The sequence below is a fragment of the Streptomyces sp. NPDC052910 genome, from assembly GCF_055585605.1.
This window is the reverse complement of record NZ_JBVJJR010000007.1, coordinates 47,131-61,940: the sequence shown is the minus strand read 5'-3', so window position 1 is coordinate 61,940 and position 14,810 is coordinate 47,131. Positions and strand designations below refer to the sequence as shown.

The 14,810-nt window shown below is 72.3% G+C and carries 14 protein-coding genes; 7 read left to right on the top strand and 7 right to left on the bottom strand.

Annotated elements, in window-relative coordinates; all coding sequences use genetic code 11:
* The first annotated feature begins 143 nt into the window (after nt 1-143).
* On the top strand, nt 144-1,064 hold the full coding sequence (locus tag ACZ6X9_RS24300; protein WP_469780118.1) for a hypothetical protein: 921 nt from the start codon (nt 144-146) through the stop codon (nt 1,062-1,064).
* A 171-nt stretch (nt 1,065-1,235) separates the two neighbouring features.
* Here the strand turns inward: ACZ6X9_RS24300 and thiC are convergent, their stop codons facing one another.
* Nucleotides 1,236-3,101, bottom strand: coding sequence for a phosphomethylpyrimidine synthase ThiC (gene thiC, locus ACZ6X9_RS24295; protein ID WP_469780117.1), 1,866 nt, complete (start codon nt 3,099-3,101; stop codon nt 1,236-1,238).
* 190 nt (nt 3,102-3,291) lie between these two features.
* On the opposite strand from thiC, the gene ACZ6X9_RS24290 reads away from it, so the two are divergent.
* The 3 genes from ACZ6X9_RS24290 to ACZ6X9_RS24280 all read left to right on the top strand — a co-directional run bounded on the left by ACZ6X9_RS24290 (nt 3,292) and on the right by ACZ6X9_RS24280 (nt 7,045).
* Nucleotides 3,292-4,890 (top strand): YibE/F family protein, encoded by a 1,599-nt coding sequence (locus ACZ6X9_RS24290; protein WP_469780116.1) that lies wholly within the window; start codon nt 3,292-3,294, stop codon nt 4,888-4,890.
* A gap of 39 nt (nt 4,891-4,929) precedes the next feature.
* A complete protein-coding gene (locus ACZ6X9_RS24285; protein WP_469780115.1) occupies nt 4,930-5,130 on the top strand; it encodes a hypothetical protein in 201 nt (66 codons plus the stop codon).
* Between the two features lie 193 nt (nt 5,131-5,323).
* Nucleotides 5,324-7,045 carry an SPFH domain-containing protein gene (locus ACZ6X9_RS24280; protein WP_469780354.1) on the top strand — a complete coding sequence of 574 codons (1,722 nt, stop codon included), beginning with the start codon at nt 5,324-5,326 and terminating at the stop codon, nt 7,043-7,045.
* Here the strand turns inward: ACZ6X9_RS24280 and ACZ6X9_RS24275 are convergent.
* The 3 genes from ACZ6X9_RS24275 to ACZ6X9_RS24265 all read right to left on the bottom strand — a co-directional run bounded on the left by ACZ6X9_RS24275 (nt 7,042) and on the right by ACZ6X9_RS24265 (nt 9,124).
* Nucleotides 7,042-7,488, bottom strand: coding sequence for an SsgA family sporulation/cell division regulator (locus ACZ6X9_RS24275; protein ID WP_004948386.1), 447 nt, complete (start codon nt 7,486-7,488; stop codon nt 7,042-7,044). The genes ACZ6X9_RS24280 and ACZ6X9_RS24275 overlap by 4 nt on opposite strands.
* Before the next feature lie 527 nt (nt 7,489-8,015).
* Nucleotides 8,016-8,237, bottom strand: coding sequence for a DUF5326 family protein (locus ACZ6X9_RS24270; RefSeq protein WP_469780114.1), 222 nt, complete (start codon nt 8,235-8,237; stop codon nt 8,016-8,018).
* A gap of 569 nt (nt 8,238-8,806) precedes the next feature.
* A complete protein-coding gene (locus ACZ6X9_RS24265) occupies nt 8,807-9,124 on the bottom strand; it encodes a cupin domain-containing protein (protein ID WP_469780113.1) in 318 nt (105 codons plus the stop codon).
* A gap of 81 nt (nt 9,125-9,205) precedes the next feature.
* Here ACZ6X9_RS24265 and ACZ6X9_RS24260 point away from each other — a divergent pair, with 81 nt between their 5' ends.
* The gene (locus ACZ6X9_RS24260) at nt 9,206-9,586 is read left to right on the top strand and encodes a phage holin family protein (protein ID WP_469780112.1); all 381 of its coding nucleotides are present in this window, start codon (nt 9,206-9,208) and stop codon (nt 9,584-9,586) included.
* A gap of 139 nt (nt 9,587-9,725) precedes the next feature.
* Here ACZ6X9_RS24260 and ACZ6X9_RS24255 read toward each other — a convergent pair whose 3' ends face one another.
* On the bottom strand, nt 9,726-9,992 hold the full coding sequence (locus ACZ6X9_RS24255; RefSeq protein WP_469780111.1) for a transposase family protein: 267 nt from the start codon (nt 9,990-9,992) through the stop codon (nt 9,726-9,728).
* A gap of 498 nt (nt 9,993-10,490) precedes the next feature.
* Here ACZ6X9_RS24255 and ACZ6X9_RS24250 point away from each other — a divergent pair, with 498 nt between their 5' ends.
* Both ACZ6X9_RS24250 and ACZ6X9_RS24245 read left to right on the top strand, forming a co-directional pair.
* The gene (locus ACZ6X9_RS24250) at nt 10,491-11,387 is read left to right on the top strand and encodes a LysR family transcriptional regulator (RefSeq protein ID WP_469780110.1); all 897 of its coding nucleotides are present in this window, start codon (nt 10,491-10,493) and stop codon (nt 11,385-11,387) included.
* 42 nt (nt 11,388-11,429) lie between these two features.
* Nucleotides 11,430-11,990, top strand: coding sequence for an NUDIX domain-containing protein (locus tag ACZ6X9_RS24245; protein ID WP_469780109.1), 561 nt, complete (start codon nt 11,430-11,432; stop codon nt 11,988-11,990).
* 194 nt (nt 11,991-12,184) lie between these two features.
* Here ACZ6X9_RS24245 and ACZ6X9_RS24240 read toward each other — a convergent pair whose 3' ends face one another.
* Together ACZ6X9_RS24240 and ACZ6X9_RS24235 are read right to left on the bottom strand one after the other, a co-directional pair.
* Nucleotides 12,185-12,961 (bottom strand): pyridoxamine 5'-phosphate oxidase family protein, encoded by a 777-nt coding sequence (locus ACZ6X9_RS24240; protein ID WP_469780108.1) that lies wholly within the window; start codon nt 12,959-12,961, stop codon nt 12,185-12,187.
* 77 nt (nt 12,962-13,038) lie between these two features.
* Nucleotides 13,039-14,610 (bottom strand): globin domain-containing protein, encoded by a 1,572-nt coding sequence (locus tag ACZ6X9_RS24235; RefSeq protein ID WP_469780107.1) that lies wholly within the window; start codon nt 14,608-14,610, stop codon nt 13,039-13,041.
* Between the last annotated feature and the right edge of the window lie 200 nt (nt 14,611-14,810).

The window sequence follows — 14,810 nt, the reverse complement described above, 5'->3', positions numbered from 1 at the left end:
CCACCGCCGCGGGGGAATTCGCGAAACGCACTGTCACCCCGCGCCGGTGCGGCTCTACCATCGGCTTATCCGTAGCAGGCTCTCCTCCGTTTCCGCCCCATGCAGGCGCCGTCGGCGCCAAGGGCCCTACGGAGCATCGGGGGATGCACATGAACAGCGCTCCGCACCTGCTGGCCGAGGACCACCCGGAGTTCGAGCGGGTCCTGGACCTGGCACTGCGCTCGGCGGACCGGGATCCGGAGATCAGCGCACTGATCGCCGCGGAAGGACGGCGACTCGACACCGAACGACTGCGTACTTCGGCCCTCCGGGCCATGGCCGCCATTTCGGCGCCCGCCCTGACGGAATACCGGAATTACGTCAGAGCGCGTGAGGAACTGCGCCACCGTTCCGCCGCGGTCGGTTCCCGGCCCGCGGGCCCGGGAGGCGGGCACCACGAGGCGGACGACATCGGTGGCCCCGACGGCGCCGACGCGGACCCGCACCATGGCGCGCCCGGCCCGGGGGCGGGCGCGGGAGCCGTGCTCACCGTGCTGGCCCCGCTCCTCGCCGGAATCGCCGCGTTCCTGTTCCTCCTCATCGGCTACGCGCTCGAGGCGGTCGGCACCAACGGCTCGGTGGCGCGGCCGATGGTGACCGCGGGCTGGTGGTTCGCCGGCCTGACGGCCGCCGGCGCGCTGATCGCCATGGGCGCACTGCTGCTCACGGCGTTGCGCAACGGCCGCCCGGGCGCTCCCGGAACCGGAGCATCCGGCCCCGGTACGTCCCGCCTGTCCGGTCCGGCCCCGGACGTCGACCGGGCCCGGGACGCCTGGCACGAGGCGCTGCTCCACCGCGGCGTCCTGCCCTTCCTCCGCCGGTCCCTGGCCGCCGCGCCCGCGGAGCCCGACTCCTCGTACGTCCCCGGACCGCGGGAAAGCGGGGGCCGCACGCCACGGCTCGGCTTCTCCAGCCCGGGCTTCTCCAGCCACGAGGAACAGCCGGGCCCCCAGCTCCGCCCCCGGTTCACCAGCCCGGACTTCACGGGCCCGGAGTTCGGGGGATCGGACGGACGGGCCGAGTGAGGCCCGAGTACAGCACCGCGGGCCGCCGGATCCCGCGATCACGACGGTCTCCGCCCGACCGCCGGCCTCGTACGACCGCGGCACCGCACCACAAGGGGGAGCCCCGCCAAGCGGAGCTCCCCCGTCCGTGGCCCGCCCGCAGCACACCGGCGCGCCCGCCACCCGCCCCCGTCAGTCGGCGAGCGGCAGGTACACCCGGTTGCCCGACGCGGCGAACTCCTCGGACTTGGCCCGCATTCCGGCCTCGACATCGACCGCGCCCAAGTCCCCGCCGTGCTCGCGACGGATGTCCTGGGAGATCTTCATCGAACAGAACTTCGGCCCGCACATCGAGCAGAAGTGCGCGGTCTTCGCCGGCTCCGCGGGCAGGGTCTCGTCGTGGAAGGCACGGGCGGTGTCCGGGTCGAGGGCCAGGTTGAACTGGTCCTCCCAGCGGAACTCGAACCGCGCGTCGGAGAGGGCGTCGTCCCACTCCTGGGCGCCCGGGTGGCCCTTGGCGAGATCGGCGGCGTGTGCCGCGATCTTGTAGGTGATGACGCCGGTCTTGACGTCGTCGCGGTCCGGCAGGCCCAGGTGCTCCTTCGGCGTGACGTAGCAGAGCATCGCCGTGCCCCACCAGGCGATCATCGCCGCGCCGATGCCCGAGGTGATGTGGTCGTACGCCGGAGCGACGTCGGTGGTCAGCGGGCCGAGGGTGTAGAACGGCGCCTCCTCGCAGATTTCCTGCTGGAGGTCGATGTTCTCCTTGATCTTGTGCATCGGGACATGGCCCGGGCCCTCGATCATGGTCTGTACGTTGTGCCGCTTGGCGATCGTGTTGAGCTCGCCCAGCGTGCGCAACTCGGCGAACTGCGCCTCGTCGTTGGCGTCCGCGATCGAACCGGGGCGGAGGCCGTCACCGAGGGAGTACGTCACGTCGTAGGCCGCGAGGATCTCGCAGAGCTCCTCGAAGTTCTCGTACAGGAACGACTCCTTGTGGTGCGCCAGGCACCAGGCGGCCATGATCGAGCCGCCGCGGGAGACGATGCCGGTCTTCCGGCGCGCGGTGAGCGGGACGTAGCGCAGGAGCACACCGGCGTGGACGGTCATGTAGTCCACGCCCTGTTCGGCCTGCTCGATGACCGTGTCCTTGTAGATCTCCCAGCTCAGTTCCTCGGCCTTGCCGTCCACCTTCTCCAGCGCCTGGTAGAGCGGCACGGTGCCGATGGGGACGGGCGAGTTGCGGAGCACCCACTCGCGGGTGGTGTGGATGTTGCGGCCGGTGGACAGGTCCATCACCGTGTCGGCGCCCCAGCGGGTGGCCCAGGTCATCTTCTCGACCTCCTCCTCGATGGAGGAGGTGACGGCCGAGTTGCCGATGTTGGCGTTCACCTTGACCAGGAACTTCTTGCCGATGATCATCGGCTCGATCTCCGGGTGATTCACGTTGGCCGGGAGGACGGCCCGGCCCGCCGCGATCTCCTCGCGGACCGTCTCCGGGGAGACGTTCTCCCGGAGGGCGACGTACTCCATCTCCTCGGTGATCTCCCCGCGCCGCGCGTAGGCGAGCTGGGTCACGGCGGTGCCGGCCCGTCCCCTGCGGGGCTGCCGGGGGCGGCCGGGGAAGACGGCGTCGAGGTTCTTCAGCCCGCCGCGCGGCGAGGTGTGCTTGATGCCGTCGTCCTCCGGGCGCATCGGCCGGCCCGCGTACTCCTCGGTGTCACCGCGACCGATGATCCAGTTCTCGCGCAGCGGCGGCAGGCCCCGTCGGACGTCGGTGACGACGTCCGGGTCGGTGTAAGGGCCCGAGGTGTCGTAGAGCCGAACGTCCTGCCCGTTGGTGAGGTGCACCCGGCGCACCGGGACCCGGAGGTCGGGGCGGGAGCCGGTGACGTAGTCCTTGTGCCAGCCGATCCGTCCGGCGAGGCCGTTCCCCCCGGCGCGGTCGGCGCCTTCCGCCGTCGGTCGTGTGGCGGACGGGTCGGTGGCGGACGGGTCCGTGGTGGACAGGTCCGTGGTGGACAGGTCGGCAGACGTGCGTGCGTCCTGCGAGGTCATCAGACCGTAACTCCCTACGCCGGCATTACCCGGTAACAGGTTCAGCGGTCGACGCAGCGGTTTCCGTACCGTTCGTACGGAGGTCAGCGCCCTCTCAGCCCGGTGCTCCGAGCTCCCGCGATTGCAAAGGTGACACAACGCTAGCGCTTTCCGGCGCCGGAGTGCCAGGGGGGCTTGCGATGATCGGGCGATGACCGCCAGCGACGCCGTTCCCCCGCCCCGGCCGCCCTCGAACACGCCGGAATCCGGCCATGGTCGAGGGCGTGGGGAGCGCGGTGAGCAGGGTGGCCGCGGTGGTGGCGGCGGCCCCGGGGGAGGCGGTGGCCATGGGGGAGGTGGTGGCCATGGGGGACGCGGTGGGCGTCGTGGGCGGGGGCGCAGGCGCCGGAGCGAGTCCGGTCCCGCCCTGGGATCCGGCGGGCGGCACGCGGACGGCCATGGTCCTCCTCACGGACAGGGCCACGGGCACGGTCATCACGGACACAGTCATGCTCACGGCCCCGCCGCCCCCGTCTCCGACCGGCTGCGCAAGGTGATCGCGGCGGTACTGGTCCCGTTCGCGGCGGCGGTGCTCACGGGGCTGGTGGTGCTCTGGCCGGGGGACGCGCCCTCGCACCGGCACTCCGGACTCGGCCTGGACCGGCACACGGAGTCGGGGCGGGTGGTGAAGCTGGAGGAGGTGTCCTGCGCGGGGGGCGGGGGCGCGGACGGTTCGGGTCCGCCGCCGGCGGACGCGCCTCCTCCGGGCGCGGTGCCGGGCGGGCCGGCCCCCGCGGCGGGCCCTTGCCGGTCGGCCGTCATCGAGGTCGCCTCGGGGCCGGACAAGGGCCGGACGTTCACCGAGATCGTGCACCCCGGGGCGTCCCGGCAGTACACGGTGGGGCAGCGGGTCGTCCTGGCCTACGCCCCCAAGGCGCCCGAGAACCTGCGCTATTCGGTCACGGACGTGGACCGTGACCTGCCGGTCGGCCTGCTGGCCGGGCTGTTCGCCGTCGCGGTGGTGGCCATCGGGCGACTGCGCGGCGTCTTCGCGCTGGTGGCCCTGGTCATCAGCTTCGGCGTGCTGACGCTGTTCATCCTCCCGGCGGTGCTCCAGGGTTCCGACCCGCTGCTGGTCGCCGTGGTCGGCGGCAGCGCGATCATGCTGATCGCGCTGTACCTGTGCCACGGCCTCACCGCCCGCACCTCGGTGGCGGTCCTCGGGACGCTCACTTCCCTGCTGGTCATCGGCCTGCTCGGGTCGTGGTTCATCGACTGGGCGCGGCTGACGGGGAACACCGACGACCAGACCGGTCTGGTGCACGGTCTCTACCCGGGGATCGAGACCCGGGGACTGCTGCTGGCGGGGATCATCATCGGCTCGCTGGGCGTCCTGGACGACGTGACGGTCACACAGACGTCGGCGGTATGGGAGCTGAAGGAGGCGGCCCCCTCGGCGAGTTGGCGCAAACTGTACGGTGCGGCGATGCGCATCGGGCGGGACCATATCGCCTCTGTCGTCAACACGCTCGTGATGGCGTACGCCGGTGCGTCACTGCCGTTGCTCCTGTTGTTCTCGATCGCCGACAGCGGCGTGGGAACGGTGGCCACGAGCGAGATCGTCGCGGAGGAGATCGTACGGACGCTGGTCGGCAGCATCGGGCTGGTGCTCTCGGTGCCGGTGACGACGCTGCTGGCGGCGCTGGTCGTGAGCGCCGACCGGCGCACGGGGGACGGGGACGGCGAGGCCGGACCCGCGGGCGGCGGCACGCGGTCCGGGGGCGGGCGGCGGCGCCGGGCGAAGCGTTAGCCCGCCGCCTGGCGGCGAGGGACGGACGGGGGGCTGCCGGTGATCGGGGAGACGGGCCGGGTGACGGGTGCGATCGGACCCGGGCTGGTCGGTGAGGTGATGCTGCGCGTACGCGGAGGCGCCGAGGCGTTCCTGGCGTACGCGATGGAGCCGGACGAGCGGATCGCGCGGGGGACGCTCGTGGTGGTCGTGGAGTACCAGCCGCCCCGCACGGTCTATGTGATGTCCGCCTACGGATGACCCGCCTGACGACGGTGACGTGCGCGACGTCAGCGGCGAGAGCGACGTCAGCGGCGAGAGCGACGTCAGCGGCGAGAGCGACGTCAGCGGCGAACGCGACGAGCGCGACGTCAGCGGCGACTGCCGACCACGGCCGGCCACCACCGGCCACCACCGGTCGGGGCCGGTCACAACACAAAAGGGGGAAACGTACATGTTCATCGGGATCGTGGCGGGGGCCGTCGTAGTCGCCCTCGCCCTCGCGACAGGACTGTTCAAGCTGATGTGGCGGGTCGCGGAGCCCAACGAGGCCCTGGTCATCTCCGGCTCGAAACACCGCACGGAGGGCCTCGGGGAGGGCATGGGATTCCGGATCGTCACGGGGCGGGGCACGCTGGTGCTGCCCGGGGTACAGGTGGTGCGCAAGCTGTCCCTGGACCTCAACGAGGCCCAGTTGCACGTGGATTGCGTGACGAACCAGGGCATACCACTCAAAGTCCATGGCGTGGTGATCTTCAAGGTGGGCGACGACTTCGTCTCGATCGCCAACGCGGCCCGCCGCTTTCTGGATCAGCAGAAGTTCATGGCGGAACGGGTGCACAACGTCTTCGCCGGGCATCTGCGGTCGATCGTCGGCGGGCTGACCGTGGAGGACATGATCCGCGACCGGGAGCGGCTGACGGGCGAGACGCGGGCGGCCTCCGGCACCGAGATGGAGAAGCTGGGCCTGATCATCGACTCCCTGCAGATCCACGAGATCCAGGACCCGACGGGCTACATCAAGAACCTCTCCGCGCCGCACGCCGCCGCCGTGCACCGGGACGCCCGGATCGCCCAGGCCGAGGCGGACCGGCTGGCCACCGAGGCAGAGCAGGCGGCGGCCGCGCGGATGGCCGAGGCCACCCGGGACAGCGAGATCCTCCAGGCCGGCTACCAGGCCGAACGGGACGGCGCCGCGGCCAAGGCGCGGCAGGCCGGGCCGCTGGCCGAGGCGGCGGCGCAGCAGGAGGTCGTTGTCCAGGAGACGCGGGTGGCGGAGCTGGCGGCCCGGCGCCGGGAGCAGCAGCTCCAGGCGGACGTCCGGAAGCCGGCCGACGCGGCCGCGTACAAGACGCGCACCCTGGCCGAGGCGGAGCGGGACGCCCGGATCTCGGCGGCGCAGGCGCTGGCCCGGGAGACGGAGCTGGCGGCGGCGGCCGACGCGACGCGGGTGAAGACGGAGGCCGCGGCCGAGGCGGAGGCCACCAAGGCACGCGGACTGGCCGAGGCGGCGTCGACACGGGCCACCGGCGAGGCGGAGGCGGCGTCCGGGCAGGCCCAGGGCGTCGCCGAGGCCGAGGCCGCCAAGGCCCAGGGTCTGGCCGAGGCGGAAGCGGCGCGCGCCCAGGGCCTCGCGGAGGCCGAGTCCACCCGGGCCCGGGGGCTGGCGGAGGCCGAGGCGGCCAAGGCCCGGGGCCTCGCGGAGGCGGAGGCGGCCCGGGCCCGGGGGCTGGCGGAAGCGGAGGCGATCAAGGCCAGGGCGGCGGCGCTGGCGGAGAACCAGGACGCGGTGGTCGCCCAGCAACTGGCCGAGAAGTGGCCCGAGATCGTCGGGGCCGGCGCCCAGGCGTTCGGGAGCGTGGACCACATGGTGGTGCTGAACGGCGCGGACGGGCTGTCGGAGGCGTTCGCCAAGGCACTGACGCTGGGGGGTACGGGCCTGGGACTGGCGCGGCAACTGCTGACGGCCCTGGCGAGCGGTGCCGACGGCGCCGGCGGTACAGGACGCGGGGACGGCCGGGTGCCGGGGGGCGCGGGAGGCGCCGAAGGGGCCGGGGACCCCGACCGGGGCACGGCCACCGCGCCGGGCGGCCCCGTCCCGCGCACCGAACGGGTGCCGGTCGAGCGGCCCGCCGGGGGCCCGGCCGGGGGCGGAGGTGCGGCACCGGCGCGTTAACCGGCGTTCTGACCCTCGGTGTTGCCGGCGAGGATGCTCTCGAGCGCCGCGGCCAGGTCGTAGTCGAAGTCGGCGACCGAGCGCTCCTCGCCGAGCGGGGCGACCCGGTCCGTCCGGTCCAGGAAGGCCACGAGGGGTGCCGCCCCGGCCCGGAACAGCGCGCCTTCACCGCCCACTTGCAGACGGATGAAGACGTCCGAGAGGTGCTGCGCGGAGGCGGGGGCGATGTGCACATCGCCCTCACCCGAGGGCTGGCTCAACCCGTCCAGCAGCAACTCCCTTGCGAAAGCCCAGGTCACCGGGGCGTCGCCGGGCAGATGAAAGGTGAACTTCACCGCGTAGGGATCGCTGCTGTCATAGGCCAGCTCCACCGGGATACGGAAGGACAGCTCCTCGGAGACGAGGAACGTCATGATCACTTCTGCCTGAACTGTGTCGCGCATCGCCCAATGCCCCGTCTTTGTCGGTTTGGCCGGGATTGGATCCTCATGGCCCTACTCATGACGCCATAGTCTGACAACAACGTCCTGCGGATCACAAGGAGTGATTTTTCAGTTACCGATAGAGATTGAGAGGGAGCTTACGGCTCTTCGACTCTGGAGAGTAGCGACTCGACTACGCCGTGGAGTCGTTCCATCGGATTCCGGGCGGACATAAGCAGAGAACTGGCCAAAGTGCGGGGCCGCCCACCGCCGGGGCGAGGCGGCGGGAGGGCGGCGCGGCGGCGGCGGACCGTCCGCTCGCGCGGCCGGAACGACGCTGGGACGACGGGGAAACGGGCGGCCCGGGCTCGGCCTACTCCTGCCCCGCGCAAACCGGTTGGAATCGTCCCGGGACGTGCCGGAGGGGCGGAAATCCCGCCCCTCCTCGCACACTCGGTGCCGGGGTGAACCGGCCGTACCGGCTGACGGCCGAAGTTACTCCCCGCGTTCCGATTCGTTGAGTTGACGAATTCGCCGGAGCGACGGGCCTACCAGTCGCCGCCCTTCGACGACGAGGACCCCGTGAACTTCTTGACGACGAAGATCAGGCCGCCGATCAGAGCCACCAGCAGCAGCCCCTTGAACAGGACGTCGATGACGATCCCCAGCACGCTGATGATCAGGCTGCCGAACACCACGCACACGAGCACCGGCAGGGCGATCCACTTCACCCACCACGGCAGTCCCGCGAGTATCCCCTTCTGAGCCATGTCGTTCCCTGCTCTCCGCTTCGCGCGTCGTTGTCGGATCGCTCCGGGACCCTGTCGGACCCCGTCCGGATCACGGCCGCCACGCCACACCGCGGTCCTCAGCGCGAGCGGCTGGCGGATCGTATGCCTTCGGTGTGACCGGCCGTCCGGAGCGGTCGCCCCGGCCTGCTTCGATGCTAGGGCGGTCCGGGGTGCGAACGGGGCCGCCGCGACCCCCGAACGTCCCTGAACCTTCCCCTACGGGTCGGGCGCGGACGACCCTGAGAACCCGGTCCCCGCAAGGGCTCGGGCGCCCCGGGACCCGGGGGCACCGGCGGATCACCCGGGCCGCACCGACCGGCGGTCCCCGGCGGGAGCGGTCCGAACGGCGGGGGCGCGGCGCCGGGCTGCTCGGCACTCCGGCCCGATCCGGCTCCGTCGGCTCGGCACTCCGGCCCGCATCATCTCCCGGCCCGCGTCAGCTCCCGGACCGCGTCAGCTCCCGGACCGCGTCAGCTCCCGGGCCGCCGTCAGCTCCCGGGCCGGGTCCGGAAGCCGAACCGGCTTACCGGCTCGGCACCCGTACCGGGTCAGCTCTCCGGCGGGGAGAAGACGACCAGGACCCGGAGATCCTCGCTGATGTGGTGGAACCGGTGGGTCACGCCCGCCGGCACGTAGACGACGCTGCCCCGCCCGACCTCCGTCGTCTCGTCCCCGACGGTGATCGACGCCCGGCCGCTCACGACCACGTACACCTCGTCCTGGCCGTGCGGACCCTGCGGGTCCACGTCACCGGCGTCGAGCGCGTAGAGGCCCACCGACATGTTCCGCTCCCGCAGGAACTGCAGGTACGCCCCGTCGTTCGCGGCCCGCTCCGCCTCCAGCTCATCCAGCCGGAACGCCTTCATCCGCCGTCTCCTCCTCCGGGCGCCGGCCGTACCGCCGATCGCCGATCCCACCTGTCGGTCGCGTCTGCCACGATCTCACGTATGAAGAATTTCGTAGTCAAGACGATCGCCAATGCGGCGGCCCTCGCAGTCGCGATCTGGCTGCTCAAGGGCATCACCCTGGCCGGTGAGACGACCGCGTCCAAGGCGATCACGCTGCTCGTCGTGGCGCTCCTGTTCGGCCTGGTCAACTTTGTCGTCAAGCCGGTCGTCAAATTGCTGTCGTTCCCGCTCTTCATTCTCACGCTCGGCCTGATCACCCTGGTGATCAACGCGTTGATGCTGCTGCTGACCAGTTGGCTGGCCGACAAGTTCGATCTCGCGTTCCATGTGGGCGGGTTCGGCCCCGCCCTGGTGGGCGGCGTGATCATCTCGATCGTGGCGTGGGCGATGCACGTGATCCTGCCGGACGACAAGGACTGATCCGGCACGGGCGTGACGACCACCGCCGGAAGGCGGGTGAACGTTCCGCCGGACGCATCGGCGCACGGTCGGGTGAGCCGGCCGCCGGGCGTTCCGGTGAGCGGCCGGACGGGCGGGGAACGCGTGGTTCCCCGGCGGGTCACCGACCGGCCTGCGGCGGGTCGTACCCCACCGTGTTGGCGGCCAGCTCCTCCGCGGTGATCTCCGTGGACCAGCCTTCCGGAGGCTCCTGGTACGGGCTGCACGCCCCGCACGCGGCGCAGGTCCAGCGGCCGTGGATGCCGTGCACGATGGCGCCGCAACCGGCGCACGTGTCCGTGGTGTAGTACGGCGGTTCACCGGGCAGGGCGGGTGAACGCCAGGGGTACGGAGGGTCCGGGGCCGCACCGGCGGAGAACTCGTCCATGCGCCCCAGACTGCCATGGGCGCACCCCGGCGCACACCTTGTCGACGCAACGCGTCGCCCTGGGTTTCGTGCGCCGGGAGACACCAGGGAGGGCGACCGGGAAGGGCCGCCGGAACAAGCCGCCAGGGCGCGCGATCGGGGGGCGGCGGGACGGCGGGAGACATCGACAAAACGACCGGCAGACGCCTCCGCCCGGACCGCCCGTCGACATAGTGACACCCGCAAAGCCCGTCGGAACCAGGCGGTTCGGCGCACCGGCGCGGGCCGGCCCCGACCTGCCGTGGCCGGCCGTGCCCGGCCGGAAAACGTCCGCCGACAGCGCGAAGACGGCTCAAGCCTCCCCCCTCATGGCTTGAGCCGTCACGGTTCGCGTGAAGAAGAACCGCCCGACCAAGGCTAGTTGACTCAACGTCAGTGTCCAATCACCCTGGCGACACAGCCCTATCGACTTATTTATAGTTCCTCTACGGTCGGTGGCGGACCTCCCGGGGAGACGGCATGGATCTGACCCTGTTGCGTACGTTCGTCACCGTCCACCGGGCGGGCTCCTTCACCCGCGCCGCCGCCCTCCTGGGCCTGTCCCAGCCGGCGGTCACCGGGCAGATACGCACGCTGGAGCGTCAACTCGGCCATCCCCTCTTCCTCCGCCGGGCGCGTGGCGTCACCCCCACCACCCTCGGCGACGAACTGGCCCACCGGATCGCCCCGCACGTCGACGCCCTGCTGGAGATCACCGAGTCCGGTCTCGACGAGCAGTGGCCGCACCGCACCCTGCACCTGGCGGGGCCGCCGGAGTTCACCGCGCTGCGCGTCCTGCCCGCGCTCAGCCCGCTGATCACCCAGGGGCTCACCGTGCGCGCGGCCCAGGGCATGTCGGAACCCCTCTTCGAAGGGCTGGCCGCCGGTCACCACGAGCTCGCCGTCACCACGTCCCGCCCCCGCGGGCGGCTGCTGACCGCCACGCCGCTCTGCGACGAGGAGCACGTCCTGGTCGCGGCGCCACGCTGGGCCGCCCGGCTCGGCGGCGCGGCCGTGGTCCGCGACAAGGGGGTCGCCGTCCTGGAACACCTGCCGGTGGTGGAAGTGGACGAGAGCCTGCCGTTCGTCACCCGTTACTGGGCCGCCGTCTTCGACAGCAAGCCCGTCACCACCGGTGCCGTCATCGCCCCCGATCTGCGGGCGGTGCTGTCCTGCGTCGCCGCGGGGGCGGGCATCGCGGTCCTGCCCCGCTACCTGTGCGAGGACGCGCTCGACACCGGGGAGGTCGTGGCCCTGCTCAGCCCGCCGGTGCCCCCGCTGCGCACGTACTTCCTCGTGGTCCGGACCGGCACACTGGCCCACCCGCATCTGGCCCGGGCACACGAGTGGCTGCTGCGAGCCGCCGTTTCCTGGTGAGGAAAGGGTTTCGCGACGGTCGCCACGCGGCAGATGTCGCTTATGACCGTACGACCGGTGGTCAAACGCACCGCCCGCGCCATTCTGCTGGAAGACGACCGGGGGCCGGGGCCGGGCTCGGCCTCCGGCACGGCCCCGGAATCCCCCTCCGGCGACCCGCGCCTCATCCTCATCAAGCGCACCAAACCCGGGCAGGACCCTTACTGGATCACCCCGGGTGGAGGCGTCGAAGCCGGCGACGAGACCGTGATCGCCGCCCTGCACCGGGAAGTCGACGAGGAGCTCGGCGCGAAGGTCGTGGACGTCGTGCCCGCGTTCGTCGACACCGTCCTCCACGTCCCCGACCCCGCCGACCCCGACGACCGGACCGTCCCCGGCGGCGTCAAGGTCCAGTACTTCTTCGCCTGCCGGCTGGCCTCGATGGACCTCGCCCTACGCCACGGCCCGGAGGTCGACGAACCGCGCGGCACCTACGAGGTGGTCCGGGTGCCGTTCACCCGGGAGGGCATCGAGTCGGTGGAGATCGTGCCGCCCTCGCTCCGCGCCTACCTGCACGAGAACATCGAGGGGGTACGGGCGCTGCTCGCCGACGATCTCGGGTAGGGCGGCGGCCCGGAAGCGGGGGCGGGGAGGGACGGGTCCTGGTTTCCCGGAGGGGACGGGTCCGGGCCTTCTTGGAGGGACGGGTCCGGGTTCTTCCCGGAGGGACGAGTCCGGGTTCTTCCCGGAGGGACGAGTCCGGGTTCTTCCGGGTCGGACGAGTCCGGGTATTTCCGGAGGCGCGGATCCGGGTCCCATCAGGGACGTCCGGCCGCCACCCCGAAGTAGTCACCACCCTTGCGACGGCGGTCGTCCGCCGGGCCGGAGATGCTCAGGGTGCCGGAGGTGCCGGACGCACCGGTCGGAGAAACCCGGGCACCGGCCGCCTCCCCCGTCCCTCGTACTCCACCTTCCGCTCTTCCTCCGCCTCCGGCTCCTTCTTCGTCCCGCACCCGGCTCAGCCGGGGGATGTACTTGCCGCAGTGCACGTACGCCTCCTCCACGGTGATCTCCACCCAGACCGGCGTGCGGCGGCCGGGTGCCTCCTCGACGGGCAGCCCGGGGTGAACGGTGCGCATCTCGGCGTCCTCGACCACCCTGGCCCGCCCGTTGACGTGGAGCCCGACACGGTCCCGGAAGAAGTCGACGAGCAGGATGCCGACCCGGGGGTTCTCCTCGATGTTGCCCAGGCTGGCGAGGACGCCGTTGCCCCGGTACTCGGGGTAGGCGAGGGTCCGCTCGTCCAACGCCCGGAGGAATCCGGGGGGTCCGGCCCGGAAGCTGTTGTCGCAGGCTCCGCTCGCGTCGGCGGTGGCCAGGAAGAACATCTCCTGCCGGGAAAGGAAGTCGCGCATCGCGGAGTTGACGTGCGTCAGCGTCTGGTCGGCGTAGAAACGGTCGGCCCGTTCGACGGTGCCGAACCGCTTCTGCAGGGCGTGCTCGCCCGCGCTGCCGGGGCGCGGAGCCGGCGGTTCTAGGCTGGTGACGCCCGCCGCCGCCGTCACCACTCGGTCTGCCGCTGTCACATTGTCCACCGATGTCACCCTGTCCGTCACCGCCACCCTGTCCGCCGTGACCACAGCGTCCGCCACCGCCGGCCGGTCCGTCCGCATCAGCCCCTCGCCTCCGCAGGAAGTCCTTCGATCGAGTCGTGTCGTATCCGGTGGGTCGGGATGCCGATCCCGACCAGGGTGTCCAGGCCGCTGCGGATCAGCCCCGGCGGGCCGGACAGGTAGGCGTCGTAGGCGTTCCACGGCCCGTACGCCCGGACGACGTTGGGAAGTTGGCCGCTGAGGGCGCTCGTGGGCCCGTCCGAGACCACCGGGCGGACGGACAGCCAGGGGTGGGTGCGCTCCAGGTCCCGCATGGTGTCCATGTCGTAGAGGTCGCCGTCGTGCCGGGCGCCGTAGAACACCTCGACCGGCCGGCTGCCGCCGTGCTCGGCGACGTCCTCGACCAGCGCCTTGATCGGGGCGATGCCGGTGCCACCGCCGAGGCACAACAGCCCGTTGTCAGTGGTGTGGTCCACAATCATGGAACCGGCGGGAGGACCGAGTCGCAGGACGTCCCCGGGGCGGGCGCGGTGGACCAGCGCACCGGACACCCAGCCGGCGGGCACGGCTTTGACGTGGAGGGAGAGCAGCCCGTCCGGGCGGGGGGCGGAGGAGAAGGAGTAGTGCCGCCACACACGTGGCCACCAGGGGGTTTCGACGCTGGTGTACTGACCGGCGAGGAAGGGGTACGGCTGGTCGGGACGGAGTGTGATCACGGCGATGTCCGGTGTGCGCAGTTCGTGAGCGACGATCTCCGCGTGCCACCAGGGCGGTGAGGTCAGTTCGTCCTCGGCGGCGGCGTCGATCATGATCTGTGAGATCGCCGTGTAGACCCGCACCCAGGCGGCTTCCGCCGCCGGGCTCCAGGTGCGGGTCGCGTAGCGGGTGAGAGCACCGATGAGGCTCTCACCCACGGCGGGATAGTGCTCGGGCCGGGTGCCGTACTTGCGGTGCCCGCGCCCCAGCCGGGAGAGGTACGCGGTCAGGGTCGCCGTGTCGTCGACGTGCCGGGCCGCCGTGAGCAGGGCCTTGAAGAGCCGGTCGCGCTGGGCGTCCATGGCCGGGGGGAAGAGGTGGCGGAGCGGGGGGTGGTGGAGGAAGAGCAGCGCGTAGAAATGCGAGACGGCCTTGTCGGCGACCGGCTCGATCTCGTCCAGGGTGCGGCGGATGAGAACGCCGTCGGGGGTGCTTTCGGCGCCGTCGCCCTGCGGTGCGGCCTCGGCGGCCGCCGTACCGGCGTGACCGCCGCCGCCCTGCCGCGCGCCGCGGCCGGGGGTGCCGGGGGTGGGGGTGGGAGCGGGGGTGGGCGGGTCGCCAGGCCGGGTGGAACCGCGGGTGAGGGGTAAGTCGGCGCGTAGAGCGTGGGGTTGGATCGTGACCCCACCTGACGTGACCTGCCCCGGGGCGCCCGGCCCGTAGCCGGGCGGGCGGGCCGGACCGGCGCCGGCCACCGCCCCTGGCCCGACGCCCGTCGGCCCGTACGCACCGGTGGGGCGCCGGCCCGCCGGTGCCGCGCCACCACCGTCCAACGCGCCGTCCCGCTCACGCGCCGGCCCACCGATCGCCGCTCCGGCCGACGCGACGGACGCCCCTGCGCCCGCCGAACCGATGCCGGGAGGGTACGGGGGCATGGGCGGCACGGGGAAAGTCCGGGCGTCCGCGCGCGGTTCGGGGTGGCCACCAGGCCGTTGCGACCCTTCGCCGTCTTCCGGCTGCGACCGGGCGCCGCCGGTCCCGCCGCCGTCGGCTCCGCGGTGCGCCGGTGTCCGGCGCCAGGGGCCGCTCCCGGCGGAACGGGCGGCGCCGGTGCGGTCCGAGGTGGCGCGGCCGG

Bases quoted from the DNA above. Each gene is read 5' to 3' on its own strand.
- ACZ6X9_RS24280 (WP_469780354.1), top strand. From the start codon at position 5,324: ATGTTCATCGGGATCGTGGCGGGGGCCGTCGTAGTCGCCCTCGCCCTC.
- ACZ6X9_RS24300 (WP_469780118.1), top strand. From the start codon at position 144: ATGCACATGAACAGCGCTCCGCACCTGCTGGCCGAGGACCACCCGGAG.
- ACZ6X9_RS24255 (WP_469780111.1), bottom strand. From the start codon at position 9,992: ATGGACGAGTTCTCCGCCGGTGCGGCCCCGGACCCTCCGTACCCCTGG.
- ACZ6X9_RS24265 (WP_469780113.1), bottom strand. From the start codon at position 9,124: ATGAAGGCGTTCCGGCTGGATGAGCTGGAGGCGGAGCGGGCCGCGAAC.
- thiC (WP_469780117.1), bottom strand. From the start codon at position 3,101: ATGACCTCGCAGGACGCACGCACGTCTGCCGACCTGTCCACCACGGAC.
- ACZ6X9_RS24250 (WP_469780110.1), top strand. From the start codon at position 10,491: ATGGATCTGACCCTGTTGCGTACGTTCGTCACCGTCCACCGGGCGGGC.
- ACZ6X9_RS24290 (WP_469780116.1), top strand. From the start codon at position 3,292: ATGACCGCCAGCGACGCCGTTCCCCCGCCCCGGCCGCCCTCGAACACG.
- ACZ6X9_RS24245 (WP_469780109.1), top strand. From the start codon at position 11,430: ATGACCGTACGACCGGTGGTCAAACGCACCGCCCGCGCCATTCTGCTG.
- ACZ6X9_RS24235 (WP_469780107.1), bottom strand. From the start codon at position 14,610: ATGCCCCCGTACCCTCCCGGCATCGGTTCGGCGGGCGCAGGGGCGTCC.
- ACZ6X9_RS24260 (WP_469780112.1), top strand. From the start codon at position 9,206: ATGAAGAATTTCGTAGTCAAGACGATCGCCAATGCGGCGGCCCTCGCA.
- ACZ6X9_RS24270 (WP_469780114.1), bottom strand. From the start codon at position 8,237: ATGGCTCAGAAGGGGATACTCGCGGGACTGCCGTGGTGGGTGAAGTGG.
- ACZ6X9_RS24275 (WP_004948386.1), bottom strand. From the start codon at position 7,488: ATGCGCGACACAGTTCAGGCAGAAGTGATCATGACGTTCCTCGTCTCC.